We start from the raw sequence: 15,483 nt of genomic DNA, 5'->3' as shown, positions 1-15,483 counted from the left end.
ACCGAAAACCCTCAATACTAATACAATAATGTTTGTATTAGTATTGAGGGGCTGAAAAAGATGGATCAAACTATGAATCCGAAACTTAAAAAATATAAACGTCTTTTCTTCACCGTAATGTTTTCTTCTGTTCTTTTTTTCGTTTTTTCCTTTTTTGTTATTATTATAGTTGCAAAAATTATGGGACCTCCTCCTGTTGCTGTCCCACAAACAAGTGTCTTTTACGCTAATGATGACACTGTTATCGGACAAAGTAATGAAATGCAAAAACGTTACAATGTATCTCTCAATGAAATTTCTCCTTATGTAAAAGAGGCGACACTTTCTATCGAAGATCAACGATTTTACAAACATCATGGCTTTGATATGAAACGTATTGCTGGTGCTATTGTTGCCGATTTAAAAGCGATGGCAAAGGTCCAAGGTGCTAGTACGATTACACAACAGTATGCTCGTAACCTATACTTAGATCATGATAAAACGTGGAAACGTAAACTATTAGAAGCGATGTACACAATTCGCCTTGAAGTGAACTATAATAAAAATCATATTTTAGAAGGATATTTAAATACAATTTATTACGGGCATGGTGCTTACGGAATCGAAGCTGCGTCTCGTCTATATTTCGATAAAACAGCAAAAGAATTAACATTAGCGGAAGCTAGTATGCTCGCAGGTATCCCGAAAGGACCTAGTGTCTACTCTCCCTTTTTAAAAGAGGATCGTGCGAAAGGACGACAATCTCTCATATTAGACGAAATGGTAGAACAAGGTTACATTACGAAGAAACAAGCAACGTCAGCAAAAAAAGAGCCACTAACTTTTGCCTCATTAGATACAAAAAAAGTGGCAGAGATTGCACCTTATTTCCAAGATGCTGTACAAGCTTCTCTTCTTCGTGATATCGGATTAGATGAACAAGCCTTACAAAAGGGTGGCCTGCGTATTTATACAACACTAGACCCTAAATTACAATCTGTTGCAGAGCAAGCTGTAAAAGATCACATACCTGACACAACAAACATACAAACTGCGCTCGTCTCTATGAATCCAAAAACAGGTGAAGTAGCTGCCCTTGTTGGTGGAACTGATTATAATACGAGTCAATTTAACAGGGCTACACAGGCCGCTCGACAGCCTGGATCTACGTTTAAGCCATTCCTGTATTACGCGGCATTAGAACGAGGATTCACCCCTGCTACGCGCTTAAAAAGCGAATACACTGTGTTCACTTTAGGTGACGGTGTTTCAAAGTATAAACCGAAAAACTATAAAGACTATTATGCAGACGATTTTGTAACAATGGCGCAAGCTCTTGCGGTCTCTGATAACGTATATGCCGTGAAGACCAATTTATTTTTAGGTGAAGACATTCTTACAAAAACAGCGAAGCAATTCGGTATTACTACCGCATTAAAAGATGTTCCGTCTCTCGCTCTCGGTACATCTCCTGTAAAACCAATTGAAATGGTTAACGCTTATAGCATGTTCGCAAACGGCGGGAAAGAAGTAAAACCGATGTTTATTCGCCGCATTATGGACCAGGAAGGAAACATGCTATACGATGCTCATTTGGAGAGTAAACAAGTTCTCGATAAAAGCAAAGCGTTTGTAATGGAAGAAATGATGACGGGCATGTTTAATAAAAAACTGAGCAGCTATGCTGCTGTAACTGGTCAATCGATGTTATCTAAACTATCAAGAACATATGCCGGAAAATCCGGTTCTACTGAAACAGATAGTTGGATGATAGGATTTACCCCGCAAATCGTAACGGGTGTATGGGTTGGATACGATCAACCTAAATCGATTTCAAACGTAGCAGAACAAGGATATGCGAAAAAAATATGGACCGATACGATGGAAAAAGGCTTAAATGGACAACCTCAAAAAGAGTTTAAACAACCAAGTGACGTCGTTGCAGTCGATATTAACCCTGAAAACGGAAAAATCGCTACAAAAAATTGTCCCATTTCAGTTAAAATGTATTTCGCAAAAGGTACAGAACCAACTGAATATTGTATGGATCATGTCGATGACAAAGAGGAATTTGAAAAGACAACTGAAGAAAAGAAGAAAACAAGTTGGTGGAAAAAATATCTTCCTTGGTAAAAAAAATAGCTGACGGGCATCCGTCAGCTATTTTTTATTCACTTAATAATGCACGGCGCAATTCTTCACTAGATTCGTTCCAAATCGCTTCATTATGTTCTTTCAAGAATGTACCAAGTACTTTTTTAGATGATTCATCCATATGGTCAACCATAATGTAACGCTTCATTGATTTATCCATTTTGTTTACGTGCTCTGGAAGTGATTTATATCCGCGGCGAATTTCACGGTCAACTGTCATTTCACAAGCTGTTACACCTGCATAATAAGCACCTGTCGCCGTTCTTTCAATCGTTACCCACACAAGCCAAAATGGTTTTCCGTTTGGAACTTCATCTTTATTTGTTAAAAACTTAATACCTTTTTCGACTGTACTACGTGCATGCATTGCACCGATATCAACAAATGCTGTTTTCTCTAGTACATCGACAAATACAGGTGAAATGTTTTCTAGACTTAATGCTCCAACACCAAAACCACCATGTCCATCTGTTGAATCATTTTTCACGATATTAAAACCGATTTTTTTCTTTTTCTCTGTCATATGTAAACTCCTCCTCACTTAATGATTATAAAAGGCCAAAAATAGGCGCAATGATACTGTCTAAAAATACAAATACATATGGAATGACAACATTAAAAATAGGTTGAATTGTATAATTGCTAAGCGGTGTAATAACAAGAATTAATAACGCTATTGCTCCATACTTTTCATACTGTGTCATTTTCGCACGAATATTTGTTGGTGCTAGATCTTCCACAACTCGATACCCATCAAGTGGCGGAATTGGCAATAAGTTAAATACAAGTAATACGATATTAAGCATAATAAAAATTCGGAAGAATTGAGCCAATGTATCCGCTACTGCAAATGGAATTGAGTCTAATACACCAAATGTTAATAGGCTATACCAAATAATTAAACCAATTGCACTTAAAATTAAGTTACTAATTGGGCCTGCAATTGAAACTAATATACCTGCAAGACGCGGCCTTTTAAAGTTATATGGGTTAACAGGAACAGGTCTTGCCCAACCAAAACCAAGAATTAATACAGCGATCATCCCAATAGGATCTAAGTGCGCCATCGGTGATAATGTTAAACGTCCTTGCTTCTTTGCTGTATCGTCTCCAAATTTATATGCAACATATGCATGCGCAAATTCATGCACTGATAACGCAATAATAATGGCCATTGCTACCAACGGAATTTGTTGCAATGGGTATCTAAATAACTGATCCATGATTCATCTCCTCTTCAATATGTCAAAAAAGAAAATATTTGTTTTTTCGATTGTTCTTCCCCATAATCCGCTATAATAAGAGTGTAACTTACATAAAAGGAGCGATTATATATGCCATACGTAACAGTGAAAATGCTAGAAGGACGCACAGAGGAACAAAAGAAAGCTCTTGCTGAGAAAGTAACAGCAGCAGTAAGCGAAACAACTGGTGCTCCTGAAGAAAACATCGTTGTTTTCATCGAAGAAATGTCTAAAAACCATTATGCAGTTGGCGGAAAACGCTTAAGCGACAAATAATTTCAAGTTCTTTCATAAGAAGCAGCTCTTAGCTGCTTCTTATTTTTTTCCTTCTAGTAATTCGATGATTCTCTCTTTATATTTTCCTTTTCTTCCATCCTCATAGATTAAATCATGCGGATAGAATAGTTTTTGATCCCTTCTCTTCTTACCAGTAATTGCCTCAACAATATCCGATTCACGCGAAAGCTCTCTAAGCTCTCCATTTGGCATAAGAAGTAAGATTGGCAGACGCTCTTCTTCTTCACCAGCACGGTAAAAGTCGTACGGCAAGTCTGATGTTGAATCAACTACTAAATAGTATTCTGGATCAAGTCCAATCTTTTTAAATAAGCTACTTAATTCCATCCAATTATCTAAACCGTGCTTATCTGTAAACTCTACATATTTAAATAGGTTTCGATTCATAAAACGGCGGCATAAATCACTTAAAATTGGATCTTCTTCGTCTTGCCATACTTGGAAGTAATAATACATAACGTTCTCGTCTAACTTTAAATAATCCTCTACTGTTACTTCTTCTTCAAATAAAGAATAGAAATGAACCGGATGATTTTTAAATGTATAATACTTCTCGTGCAATGATTTTGCACGGTGTAAAATCTTCGTTAAAATAACTTCAGCACTGCGCGTTACCGGATGGAAGTATACCTGCCAATACATTTGATAACGACTCATAATATAATGCTCAACAGCATGCATACCACTATTTTTAATGACTACTTGATTCCCGTACGGACGCATGACACGCAGTATACGTTCCATATCAAAGTTTCCATACTTTACGCCTGTGAAATACGCATCTCTTAATAAATAGTCCATACGATCTGCATCAATTTGACTGGAAATCATACTAATCGCTAATTTATTCGTAGATGTTTTGGCGATTACATCGGCTACCTTTTGCGGAAAGTCTTTATCCACGCGGCTTAATATACGATTAATTTCCGTATCTCCAACGATAATCTTTTGCGTAAATTTCTCATGATCTAATGAAAATACTTTTTCAAACGAGTGAGAAAACGGGCCGTGACCGACATCATGAAGTAATGACGCACATAAACATAACAATCTATCTTCAGCATTCCAGTTTGGTCTGCCATCAAACACATCATCAATCATACGACGAATAATTTCATATACACCTAACGAATGAGTAAAGCGACTATGCTCTGCACCGTGAAATGTAAAAAATGTCGTTCCAAGCTGCTTAATACGGCGCAAGCGTTGAAATTCTTTCGTTCCGATTAAATCCCAAATAACACGATCGCGCACGTGCACATATTTATGTACCGGGTCTTTAAACACTTTTGTTTCGCTGAGTTTGTCGTTTAAATATACCACCTTCCGACATCCCCCTTTCTTTACTGCATTCTTACTATATATTATAAACGAAATAGGAAACAGAAAGAAATGAAAGACTATATTAATTGCCCTTATATAAACAGAAATCACTTTTACCGAAGTAAAAGTGATTTCTGTTTATACATTATTTCCCTAAAACGAATTCAGCAACTTCATCTAAGATCATTTCTTTACCTAGAGGGAAGTAACCTTTGTTTACGTCTTCGTTTTTAATTGTAAATACGTGGTTGTTTTTAACAGCGTTCATGTTTTTCCAAATTGATTCTTCTTGGAATTCTTTTAGACGTTGAGAACCGTCACCAGTTGTAAATACGAATAAGTAATCCGGGTTGTAATCGATTAAGGCTTCTTTTTGTACTTGTACTAGTGGTTTATCCGTTGGTGTACCTTTAACTGCTGGTAATTTTAAATCATTAAAGATTACGCTACCGTAACCGTAGTCACCGTATACGCGGAAAGCATTTGGATATGCAGCCATTTTCATAAATTTAGCATCGCCAGTTTTCGCAACGATTTTATCATGTAATTTGCTTGCTTTTTCATCATACTGTTTGAACCATTCTTTCGTTTCTTTCTCTTTACCGAAGATTTGACCTACTTCTTCGAATTTCGGACGCCATTGGTCTAATGGAGTTTTTAACATAACTGTTGGTGCAATTTTAGATAATTGATCATAAATCTTTTCTTGACGATTGTTTACAAGAATTAAGTCTGGTTTTGCAGCAGCTACTGCTTCGATGTTAATTTTATCGCCCCAAGCAGAACCAACTGGTTTTACGTCTTTTAATTTCTTTTCAATATGTGCATCAATTTTTTCTTGAGATGTATTAGCAGTAATAATTGGTTTCATACCAAAGATTAATAATTCTTCTGTTGAACCACTAAGGTCAGCAATTTTCTTTGGATTTGCAGGAATTTTAATTTCCCCTTTTGCATGTTGTACAGTGCGCTCTTCAGTCTTCGCATCCTTCGCATCTGCTTTCTTCTCTTCTTTGTTAGAACAAGCTGCAAATAGTACAGAAGTAACGACTAGTACCATTGCTAATAACGCCATTTTAAAATTCTTCATGTTCCCACTCCTTCTAGCTGTATTTCTCTTATAAGTTACAGTGAACTATAAGAAACAAGATTAACAATTAATAAATATATATTGATTAATCGTTGCTTATGCCCCGTTCTAACGGGTGTTCAACTTCCTATTTACTAATAAGAAGCTCAACGTCCATTAGAAGCCCCCTCTTTACGAGGGGGATTCTATTTATGCTTTTTTACGCAATTGATTACTAATCATCGCTAAATCATATGTTAAACAAATTGGTTTACAGTTTACTGGACACGGAACGATTTGAGCTTCAATCTCAAATACACTGCGAAGTGTTTCACTCGTCATCACTTCGTCTGGCGTTCCTTGCTTCATTAACTTACCTGCTTTTAATGCAATCATATGATCTGAGAAACGAGAAGCATGGTTTAAGTCATGGATAACCATAACAATCGTTCTACCTTCTTCTTCGTTTAACTTTTTCAATAAGTTTAATACTTCTAATTGATGAGCCATATCTAAGTACGTTGTCGGTTCATCTAATACGAGTAATTCTGTCCCTTGTGCAAGAGCCATCGCAATCCATACGCGTTGACGTTGTCCACCTGATAACGCCTCTGCTGAACGATTTGCGAATTCTGTCATTCCCGTCACTTCAAGTGCCCAATGAATGTAACGATAATCCTCTTCTTTCAACGTTCCAAACCCTTTTTGATGAGGAAAGCGTCCATATGAAACGAGTTCAAACACAGTAAGGCCAGTTGGCACTTCTGCAGTCTGTGGTAAAATTGCCATTTTCTTTGCGATTTCTTTCGTTGGCTGTTTCTCAATTGCTTTTCCGTCAAGATAAACAGTACCTTTTTTCGCCTTCAAAATACGAGAAGCTGTTTTTAATAATGTGGACTTCCCACAACCATTTGGTCCAATAATTGTTGTAATTTTCCCTTCCGGAATTTCAACTGTTAATCCATCAATAATTAACCCTTCATTATAGCCAACAGATACCGCATCAACTGCTAAAGTTGCCATACAAAAAGCCTCCCTTTATTTTGTCCTCATAAGTAAGTATATGAAATATGGTGCACCAATTACAGAAATAACGAGACCGACCGGTATTTCTGAAGTTGTTAACACACTTCTTGAAATTACGTCTGCGAATAAAAGTAAAAACGTCCCTATTAGTGCAGCGGTAGGCAGCATAATTTGATGTTTACCACCGACAAGGCGCCTCGCTAAATGCGGAGCCATTAAACCGATAAAACCAATTCCTCCGGCAACAGCAACAGATGCACCAGCTAAACAAACTGCAATAAATAATAATTTACGTCTTTCTTTTTCTACATTTACACCAAGGCCAACTGCTGTGGAGTCGCCTAGGTTCATTACGTTTAATATGTGAGCCTTACTAATAGCAAGCGGCAAGAAAATAACCATCCATGGAAGTACACTTAGTACGAATTTCCAATCTGTGCCCCATAGACTTCCTGCTAACCAAATCGTAGCAAAACGGAAATCGTTAGATGTCATCTTCATAGAAAAAATTAAACTAACAGCACCAAACCCGGCTGCAACAGCGATACCGACAAGTATTAATCTCGTTGATGAAACGCCGTCTTTCCATGCTAGTAAATAAATAATAACCGCTGCTAATATCGCACCAACTAACGCAAAGAAAGGAAGGATAAATACAGATAAAAATGTACCAGTTCCAACTTTCCCGAAGAAAAAGTAAACGAAGATAACGACTGTTAACCCCGCTCCAGCGTTAATACCAATAATACCTGGATCAGCAAGTGGATTACGTGATAACCCTTGCAAAATCGCACCTGACATCGCTAAAGCAGATCCAACTAATATAGCAATGACCATACGCGGCATACGGAATTCAAATAAAATAACAGACTGATCTTCAGCCCCGAGTCCAACCAATGACTTTAATACGTCCATTGGCGGTATTTTAAATGTCCCTGTATTTAAACTTACTAAAAATACAGTAACGATTAATCCTACTAAGATTGTTAAAACAGAAACGTTCTTTTTTGTTAAGACACTTGTCCTCACATTTTCCCTCTCCCTTCGTTACGTGCTAAGTAGAGGAAGAATGGAACCCCAATTAGCGCTGTAATTGCTCCAATTGGCGTTTCAAACGGCGGATTAATAACGCGAGATAACATATCTGCACATTCAATTAACAGCCCACCTAAGACCGCAGAACATGGAATAACCCATCTATAGTCTGAGCCTACAAGGAAACGAGTCATGTGCGGGATTACAAGACCAACAAATCCAACCGATCCTGCCATAGAAACCGCAGAACCTGTTAACACAAGAACAAGTACTGTTCCGATAAATTTAATTAATGTCGTATTTTGACCAAGTCCAATCGCAATTTCTTCACCGAAGCTTAAAATTGTAATATACCTCGACATCATAATTGCAATAAAGAGACAAACAAGGCCAATTGGTACTAACATATTAATACTTTCCCATTTCACTCCCGCAACTCCGCCTGCATTCCACATACTCACCTCTTGGGCAAGGTTGAAATATAGCGCAATTCCAGATGAAATGGCCCCTAATAAAGCACTAATTGCTGCACCCGCTAAAGCTAACTTCACAGGTGTTAATCCACCTGGTGAAGAAGACCCAATTCCATATACAATGCTCGCTCCAAACGCAGCCCCAATAAAAGATGCGATAACGAACATTAAATAAGGTGAATTAGGGAAGAATGCATACATAATTGCAATTCCAAATACAGCTCCATCTGTAATTCCCATTAACGATGGTGAAGCAAGTGGATTTCGCGTCATACCTTGCATAATTGCCCCTGATACTGCTAAAAAGGCACCTGCAACTACGCCCCCTATTGCTCTAGGCATGCGAAGTTCTTGAATTACGTTATGATGTGTAATAGAACCGTCAAACTGAAACACAGCTTGCCATACAGTCTTTAAACTAATATCTGCAGCACCAAACGAAATAGAAACTGCCATGCTTAAAGCTAACAAAACTGTACCTGCTACTAAAATAATAGAAGCAACGAGCGGCCTGCTCTTAATCTCTTTAACATTCACATCTTGCTGTTCTATACTCCTTGCGCTCGCTTCCATACCTCAACCATCCTAACCAACAACATATATTTAATGAAATGAAATTTATTCTCAAATAGTAATAAAAAATTAGGTTAATTGACCTTTTCTTGATAATGATTATCAGAATCACACACTTTCTATTCTACCTATCGCTTCAAAAGACTGTCAACCATTATTTTGAAATATAAATTTATATAAATTGAAATTAGAATGAATAGATGATGCCCCTCCTTCATTGAAGGTTAATCTACTCAATTGTATTTTCGTAGAATAACTCATTCCTCGTATGGGCATAAAAAAAGAAGAGTAATCTGTTCACTCTTCTTTTTCTTACTTATTTAACTTTGCTTCAATTTTTACAATTAATTCATCTTCTGTTGGAGCCGCGACTGGACGATTATTTACAAATGCGAATGATTTTTTACGACCAGGACCACAGTAAGACTGACATGCAACTTCAATTGTTGCACATGAATCTACTTTTTTTAACTTTGGAATCAACGTTTTAACGTTCGTTGCCTGACAATCATCACACACACGAAATTCGTTCCCCATTATATAACACTTCCTCTATTTTAAACTTTTCTCAAGTACATTTAAAAATAAACACTAAATGGTATTTTACCGCTCTTTGAAGCTCGTTGCAAGTTTCCCTTTAAAGCTCTTTCTTCATATAATGCTACATATTTATATGTTCTCCTACAGAAGCTTACGTCATTCTTGGCAAAATTTATACCTTTCATCGAAATCTACCATATTTTTAAAAGCTTTGTATAAAAGCTCATTTTTTTGCCCATTATAAAAATAGGAAGTTCATAAAAAGAAAGGGAGTTGAATCTATGAAAGTAAGACAAGATGCTTGGACGGATGAGGATGATTTATTACTTGCTGAAACTGTACTTCGTCACGTTCGAGAAGGAAGTACTCAATTAAATGCATTTGAAGAAGTGGGTGATCAATTAAATCGTACATCGGCTGCCTGTGGTTTCCGTTGGAATGCTGTTGTTCGCTATAGTTATGAACAAGCTCTTCAACTAGCAAAAAAACATCGTAAAGATAAAATGCGCGCTGCAAGCGGTGAACAAGCGAAAAAACGTTTACTTTATACACCACCAGCTTCAGATTCGATAACTGATTATGAAGAATTCGTACAAGAGGAATCAATTGTACAATATAAAGAAGCTATCCCATATAAAGAAACTACCGTTCCTGCTACAAAAAGCTCTATGACAATGCAAGATGTTATTTATTTTTTACAAACAGTCGGATCTTCAAATATAAAAGTGACAGCTCTTGAAAACGAGAATACGAGATTGAAACAAGAGATTAGAGCACAAATCCTTCGAAATGAAGAACTAGAAAAGAAACTAGAAAAATTAGAAAAACAATCTCATACTGTACAAGAAGATTACGAAACACTTATGAATATTATGAACCGAGCTCGTAAGTTGGCAGTCATGGATGACGAAGAACGTTCTCAAACATCTTTCCGAATGGATCGAAACGGTAATTTAGAAAAAATTGCAGAATAGAAAGGATGCATGTAATGCATCCTTTTTTAGTCTTTCATCTTTAAACTTTCCCTTTATATGCGAGAAAACCCCCTTCTTCATTTTTTGCTATAATAGAGATTGTCATTTTAAAGATAAGGGGTTAGTTATATGAGCAATTCCCGTTCCATTTTATCTCAGCCAGAGTGGCGTATTGTAGATCAGTCTAGTTTGGGACCAACATTCCATGCATTGCAGTCATTCGCAATGGATGACACACTGTGCACAAGCATTGGAAATGGTCAATCAGCTGCAACAATGCGTTCTTGGGTCCATCACAATACAATTGTTCTTGGCATTCAAGATTCACGCCTACCACACTTGGAAGAAGGTATTTCCTTTTTACAAGAAAACAACTTCAATGTTATCGTTCGTAATTCCGGTGGACTTGCAGTCGTACTTGATGAAGGTGTTTTAAACGTATCACTTTTATTCCAAGAGACAGAAAAAGGTATCGATATTGATCTTGGATACGATACAATGTGGCATTTAATTAAGGAAATGTTAAACGATTACGATGTTACAATCGAGGCAAAAGAAATTGTTGGTTCTTACTGTCCTGGTAGCTATGACTTAAGTATTCGCAATCAAAAATTTGCTGGCATTTCACAGCGCCGTATTCGCGGTGGTGTCGCTGTCCAAATTTATCTCTGCGCTACAGGAAGTGGCTCTGAGCGTGCCGCACTCGTTCGTGATTTCTACAACCTAGCCATTCAAGGAGAAGAAACACGCTTTACGTATCCTGAAATTGTACCGAGTACGATGGCTTCACTTTCAGAATTACTTGGCGAAACTATTACAGTACAAGATTTAATGCTGCGCCTTTTAAAAACACTGCAGCAATTCGCTCCAAAGTTAACACCATCTCAATTAACAATAGATGAAATACCTTTATATGAGACGAATTTACAACGTATTATTGATCGTAACAATAAAGCACTTGGCTTAGAAAAATAAAGACCGTCGCTATAATAGCGACGGTCTTTATTTCGATTCATTATAGAATTAAAGTGCTTGAGCTGCTGTAATTAAAGCTAACTTGTACACTTCTTCTTCGTTACATCCGCGAGATAGATCATTTACAGGCATATTTAAACCTTGTAAGATTGGTCCTACTGCTTCGAAGTTACCTAAACGTTGAGCGATTTTGTAGCCAATATTACCAGCTTCTAAGCTTGGGAATACGAATACGTTAGCATCACCTTTAATTGTAGAACCTGGAGCTTTTTTCTCAGCTACAGACGGTACGAATGCAGCATCGAATTGGAATTCTCCATCTAAAGTTAATTCAGGAGCCATTTCTTTTGCAATACGAGTTGCTTCTACAACTTTTTCTGTTTCTGGAGATTTCGCAGAACCTTTTGTAGAGAAGCTTAACATAGCAACGCGTGGATCAATACCGAATAGTTCAGCAGTTTTCGCACTCTCGATACCAATTTCAGCTAAATCTTGGCTGTTTGGTGCAATGTTAATTGCACAATCAGCGAATACATATTTCTCTTCTTCACGTACCATGATAAATACGCCAGAAGTTTTTGTAACGCCTGGTTTTGTTTTAATGATTTGAAGTGCTGGACGAACTGTATCAGCTGTAGAGTGAGCTGCACCACTTACTAAACCGTGTGCTTTACCCATGTATACAAGCATTGTACCGAAGTAGTTTTCGTCTTTAAGGATTTTGCGAGCGTCTTCTTCAGTTGCTTTACCTTTACGGCGTTCAACGAAAGATGCTACCATTGCATCCATTTCTTCGTATGTAGCTGGGTCATAAATATCAACGCCTGCTAATGTTAAATTCATGCTAGCAGCTTTTGCGCTAATTTCTTCTTTATTACCAACTAAAATTGGTTGTACTAACTCTTCTTTTGCTAAACGCTCTGCAGCGCCTAAAATTCTTTCATCAGTTCCTTCAGGAAGTACGATAGAAATGCCTTTTCCTTGAACTTTTTCTTTTACTGTTGTAAATAAGTTGCTCACGAATAAACCCTCCTACATATGTTAAAAAACTCTATCTTTAAGAATACTGCTTTTCCTCTATATTTTAAACTTATAGCTCCCAAAAAATAGATAAAATGAAAATGATTATATTTTCATAAAATTCAGCCTAGAAATAAATCCCCTTTAAGCCTTATCTTCTCCTATTTTCAAGTAAATTTAAATGTGACAATTTTATGCGCTAAGGTTTTATATTGATGATTTTAAAACTATATATGCTATAGTTAACGTGTAAAACTATCATTAACTGAGGTGAATAGAATGAGTGAAGCAACAACAACGTTAGATGGCTGGTATTGTTTACATGATTTACGTTCTATTGATTGGGCTGCATGGAAAACATTATCTAGCGACGAACGCGGACAAGCTGTGTCTGAATTTTTAAATGTCGTTGAAAAATGGAACGAAGTATCTACCGCGAAAAAAGGTAGTCATGCAATGTATACTGTTGTTGGCCAAAAAGCTGATATTATGCTTATGATTTTACGTCCAACAATGGAAGAGTTAAATGAAATTGAGACAGAATTGAATAAAACAACATTAGCTGAATATATGGTTCCTGCATACTCTTACGTATCTGTTGTTGAACTAAGCAACTACCTTCCAGCTGATGAAGATCCATATCAAAACCCACAAATCTTAGCTCGCTTATATCCAGAACTACCAAAAGCAAATCACATTTGCTTCTACCCAATGGATAAGCGTCGCCAAGGTGATGACAACTGGTACATGCTTCCTATGGAAGAACGTAAAAAAATGATGTACAGTCATAGTAAAATCGGTCGCCAGTACGCAGGGAAAGTACGCCAAGTTATTTCAGGGTCAGTTGGATTCGACGATTTTGAGTGGGGCGTAACATTATTCGCTGACGATGTTCTTCAATTTAAAAAACTTATATATGAAATGCGCTTCGATGAAGTAAGTGCTCGTTATGGTGAATTCGGAACATTTTTCGTTGGAAACATTTTACCAGACGAACAGGTAGAGAAATTTTTACACATATAAAGTGAAACTTTAATGAGTGGGGGGTTTTGTTCATCCCCCACTCATTATCAGCCCTCACCAATCGGGCTTTTACGGGCAGTTGATCCCCCTCCTAACTTCTTTGCTTTCACTGAATTTCGAGATAGGGATCTTACTGCCCGGCAAATAGCGAGGTAAATCGTGAAAAAGGAACGAAATTCGTTCCTTTTTTTATTACCCTCTATATTTCTCTTCAAAAAACTTCTTTTCTCCGCAAATTTGAACAAAAATCGACAAATTCTTTTCAAATTCCTTACAAAATTGTAACCTTTCTATATCCAAATTTATGCTAAAATGGTACGAGCTACATGCTAATAACGATGCGAAGGTGATAATCTATATGAAGAAAATCTTGTCTATTTTACTAGTGTTTTTATTGTCAATTTCTTCCTTAGGAGTAACAACATCCCATGCGGAAGAAAAAATACACATTGAGGCAGCTGCTGCACTTCTATTTGATGCAGATACAGGAAAAATACTGCATGAACAAAATCCAGATGAATTACTAGCTATAGCTAGTATGTCAAAACTAATTGTTGTTTATGCTGTATTAGAAGCAATTAAAGAAGGAAAAATCACTTGGGATACAAAGGTAAACATTTCTGATTACGCTTATGAAGTTTCACGTAATAATGAATTCTCTAACGTTCCATTTGAAAAGGGACGTCAATATACTGTAAGAGAATTATATCATTCTATCGTTATCTTCTCTGCAAACGGATCTAGTATTGCCTTAGCAGAACTTCTTGCAGGAAGTGAGAAAAACTTCTTAAATCTTGCAAATGAACATGCAAAAAAACTAGGGTTAAAGAAATATAAATTTGTAAACGCTACTGGGTTAAATAACGCTGACTTAAAGGGAAAACACCCTGAGGGAACGGATCCGAATGGAGAAAATTCCATGTCAGCTCGCGATATGGGTATGCTTTCAAAAACAATAATTACAAAGTATCCAGAAATGCTAGAGGATACAAAACAAAGATTTAGAAACTTCCCAGATAATCATCCGAAACCAATTCGTATGGAAAACTGGAACTGGATGTTACCAGGTGCTGCTTTTTCCTATGAAGGAACAGATGGTTTAAAAACTGGTAGTTCTGATACCGCTGGATACGGATTCACCATTACAGCAAAACGTGGTGACTTACGCCTCATTTCAGTAATTATTAAAACAAAATCAATGGACGAGCGTTTCACAGAATCTCGTGAATTAATCGAATACGGATTTAATAACTTTGAGAAACAAAAATTAAAAATAGATAAAAATAATACAATCCCTGTAGTAAAAGGGAAAGAAGATCAAGTGACTGTTACACCGGAAAAAGAAATAACAGTAATTGCGAAAAAAGGTAGCAAAGATCCTTATAAAATTGGGACTGAAGTAGATAAATCTCTTGCTGAAGATGGACATTTAGTCGCTCCTGTTAAAAAGGATGCAAAGGTAGGTACCATCGTTCTAGAACCAACTGATAAATACGGATTTTTAGATGGAAATAAAAAAATGAAAGTTACTGCAAAAACGACAGAAGAAGTTGAAAAGGCAAATTGGTTCGTATTAACAATGCGCTCTATCGGAGATTTCTTCTCAAACTTATGGTCTAAAGTATTTTAATGATGGAAAGCTAGCTCACGCTAGCTTTTTTTATTTTCCTCTCTCCATGTAAAACTTCGTTTGGTTGTCATATCTGAGTCCTTTTTCTCATACGTATGAACTAGTAATCGTTACACACTTCATCTAGAAATAAACCTCTTTCCACAAG

General features: G+C 36.8%; 15 protein-coding genes. 6 read left to right on the top strand and 9 right to left on the bottom strand.

Annotated elements, in window-relative coordinates:
- The first annotated feature begins 60 nt into the window (after positions 1–60).
- Positions 61–2,112 carry a transglycosylase domain-containing protein gene (locus tag QCI46_RS00590; RefSeq protein WP_353839373.1) on the top strand — a complete coding sequence of 684 codons (2,052 nt, stop codon included), beginning with the start codon at positions 61–63 and terminating at the stop codon, positions 2,110–2,112.
- A 34-nt stretch (positions 2,113–2,146) separates the two neighbouring features.
- Here the strand turns inward: QCI46_RS00590 and QCI46_RS00585 are convergent, their stop codons facing one another.
- Both QCI46_RS00585 and QCI46_RS00580 read right to left on the bottom strand, forming a co-directional pair.
- Positions 2,147–2,656, bottom strand: a complete 510-nt coding sequence (locus tag QCI46_RS00585) for a YwhD family protein (protein WP_087983730.1) — start codon at positions 2,654–2,656, stop codon at positions 2,147–2,149.
- A gap of 25 nt (positions 2,657–2,681) precedes the next feature.
- Positions 2,682–3,356, bottom strand: a complete 675-nt coding sequence (locus QCI46_RS00580) for a site-2 protease family protein (RefSeq protein ID WP_000372469.1) — start codon at positions 3,354–3,356, stop codon at positions 2,682–2,684.
- Positions 3,357–3,467: 111 nt separating this feature from the next.
- On the opposite strand from QCI46_RS00580, the gene QCI46_RS00575 reads away from it, so the two are divergent.
- Positions 3,468–3,653 (top strand): 2-hydroxymuconate tautomerase, encoded by a 186-nt coding sequence (locus QCI46_RS00575; protein WP_001147171.1) that lies wholly within the window; start codon positions 3,468–3,470, stop codon positions 3,651–3,653.
- Positions 3,654–3,692: 39 nt separating this feature from the next.
- On the opposite strand, the gene QCI46_RS00570 is transcribed toward QCI46_RS00575, so the two are convergent.
- The 6 genes from QCI46_RS00570 to QCI46_RS00545 form a co-directional block, all read right to left on the bottom strand.
- Positions 3,693–4,997 (bottom strand): HD domain-containing protein, encoded by a 1,305-nt coding sequence (locus QCI46_RS00570; protein ID WP_000262747.1) that lies wholly within the window; start codon positions 4,995–4,997, stop codon positions 3,693–3,695.
- A 145-nt stretch (positions 4,998–5,142) separates the two neighbouring features.
- A complete protein-coding gene (locus QCI46_RS00565) occupies positions 5,143–6,087 on the bottom strand; it encodes an ABC transporter substrate-binding protein (RefSeq protein ID WP_087983731.1) in 945 nt (314 codons plus the stop codon).
- Positions 6,088–6,276: 189 nt separating this feature from the next.
- Entirely contained in the window at positions 6,277–7,089 is an 813-nt protein-coding gene (locus QCI46_RS00560; protein ID WP_000212066.1) for an ABC transporter ATP-binding protein, read from the bottom strand.
- 15 nt (positions 7,090–7,104) lie between these two features.
- On the bottom strand, positions 7,105–8,121 hold the full coding sequence (locus QCI46_RS00555) for a FecCD family ABC transporter permease (RefSeq protein ID WP_001260777.1): 1,017 nt from the start codon (positions 8,119–8,121) through the stop codon (positions 7,105–7,107).
- Entirely contained in the window at positions 8,118–9,173 is a 1,056-nt protein-coding gene (locus QCI46_RS00550) for a FecCD family ABC transporter permease (protein ID WP_000388283.1), read from the bottom strand. Before QCI46_RS00550 ends, QCI46_RS00555 begins: the two co-directional genes overlap by 4 nt.
- 312 nt (positions 9,174–9,485) lie before the next feature.
- On the bottom strand, positions 9,486–9,710 hold the full coding sequence (locus tag QCI46_RS00545; protein WP_000526075.1) for a YuzB family protein: 225 nt from the start codon (positions 9,708–9,710) through the stop codon (positions 9,486–9,488).
- Between the two features lie 284 nt (positions 9,711–9,994).
- Here QCI46_RS00545 and QCI46_RS00540 point away from each other — a divergent pair, with 284 nt between their 5' ends.
- The gene (locus QCI46_RS00540) at positions 9,995–10,687 is read left to right on the top strand and encodes an RsfA family transcriptional regulator (protein ID WP_087981931.1); all 693 of its coding nucleotides are present in this window, start codon (positions 9,995–9,997) and stop codon (positions 10,685–10,687) included.
- A 129-nt stretch (positions 10,688–10,816) separates the two neighbouring features.
- Entirely contained in the window at positions 10,817–11,662 is an 846-nt protein-coding gene (gene lipL, locus QCI46_RS00535) for an octanoyl-[GcvH]:protein N-octanoyltransferase (RefSeq protein ID WP_353839372.1), read from the top strand.
- A 48-nt stretch (positions 11,663–11,710) separates the two neighbouring features.
- On the opposite strand, the gene pta is transcribed toward lipL, so the two are convergent.
- On the bottom strand, positions 11,711–12,682 hold the full coding sequence (pta, locus tag QCI46_RS00530) for a phosphate acetyltransferase (RefSeq protein WP_000067226.1): 972 nt from the start codon (positions 12,680–12,682) through the stop codon (positions 11,711–11,713).
- Between the two features lie 279 nt (positions 12,683–12,961).
- Between pta and hemQ the strand changes: the two genes are divergently transcribed.
- Both hemQ and QCI46_RS00520 read left to right on the top strand, forming a co-directional pair.
- Positions 12,962–13,705, top strand: a complete 744-nt coding sequence (gene hemQ, locus QCI46_RS00525) for a hydrogen peroxide-dependent heme synthase (protein WP_098094034.1) — start codon at positions 12,962–12,964, stop codon at positions 13,703–13,705.
- 358 nt (positions 13,706–14,063) lie between these two features.
- Positions 14,064–15,335 (top strand): serine hydrolase, encoded by a 1,272-nt coding sequence (locus tag QCI46_RS00520; protein WP_353839371.1) that lies wholly within the window; start codon positions 14,064–14,066, stop codon positions 15,333–15,335.
- The last annotated feature ends 148 nt before the right edge of the window (positions 15,336–15,483 follow it).

The sequence above is a fragment of the Bacillus cereus group sp. RP32 genome (assembly GCF_040459735.1).
Classification (GTDB): Bacteria; Bacillota; Bacilli; order Bacillales; family Bacillaceae_G; genus Bacillus_A; species Bacillus_A wiedmannii.
The sequence above is the reverse complement of the archived record's forward strand: the minus strand, read 5'-3'. Positions and strand labels throughout refer to the sequence as shown.

Coding starts and splice junctions, on each gene's coding strand:
- QCI46_RS00575 (WP_001147171.1), top strand. CDS start 3,468: ATGCCATACGTAACAGTGAAAATGCTAGAAGGACGCACAGAGGAACAA.
- QCI46_RS00585 (WP_087983730.1), bottom strand. CDS start 2,656: ATGACAGAGAAAAAGAAAAAAATCGGTTTTAATATCGTGAAAAATGAT.
- lipL (WP_353839372.1), top strand. CDS start 10,817: ATGAGCAATTCCCGTTCCATTTTATCTCAGCCAGAGTGGCGTATTGTA.
- QCI46_RS00540 (WP_087981931.1), top strand. CDS start 9,995: ATGAAAGTAAGACAAGATGCTTGGACGGATGAGGATGATTTATTACTT.
- QCI46_RS00560 (WP_000212066.1), bottom strand. CDS start 7,089: ATGGCAACTTTAGCAGTTGATGCGGTATCTGTTGGCTATAATGAAGGG.
- QCI46_RS00520 (WP_353839371.1), top strand. CDS start 14,064: ATGAAGAAAATCTTGTCTATTTTACTAGTGTTTTTATTGTCAATTTCT.
- QCI46_RS00590 (WP_353839373.1), top strand. CDS start 61: ATGGATCAAACTATGAATCCGAAACTTAAAAAATATAAACGTCTTTTC.
- QCI46_RS00580 (WP_000372469.1), bottom strand. CDS start 3,356: ATGGATCAGTTATTTAGATACCCATTGCAACAAATTCCGTTGGTAGCA.
- QCI46_RS00550 (WP_000388283.1), bottom strand. CDS start 9,173: ATGGAAGCGAGCGCAAGGAGTATAGAACAGCAAGATGTGAATGTTAAA.
- QCI46_RS00545 (WP_000526075.1), bottom strand. CDS start 9,710: ATGGGGAACGAATTTCGTGTGTGTGATGATTGTCAGGCAACGAACGTT.
- hemQ (WP_098094034.1), top strand. CDS start 12,962: ATGAGTGAAGCAACAACAACGTTAGATGGCTGGTATTGTTTACATGAT.
- QCI46_RS00565 (WP_087983731.1), bottom strand. CDS start 6,087: ATGAAGAATTTTAAAATGGCGTTATTAGCAATGGTACTAGTCGTTACT.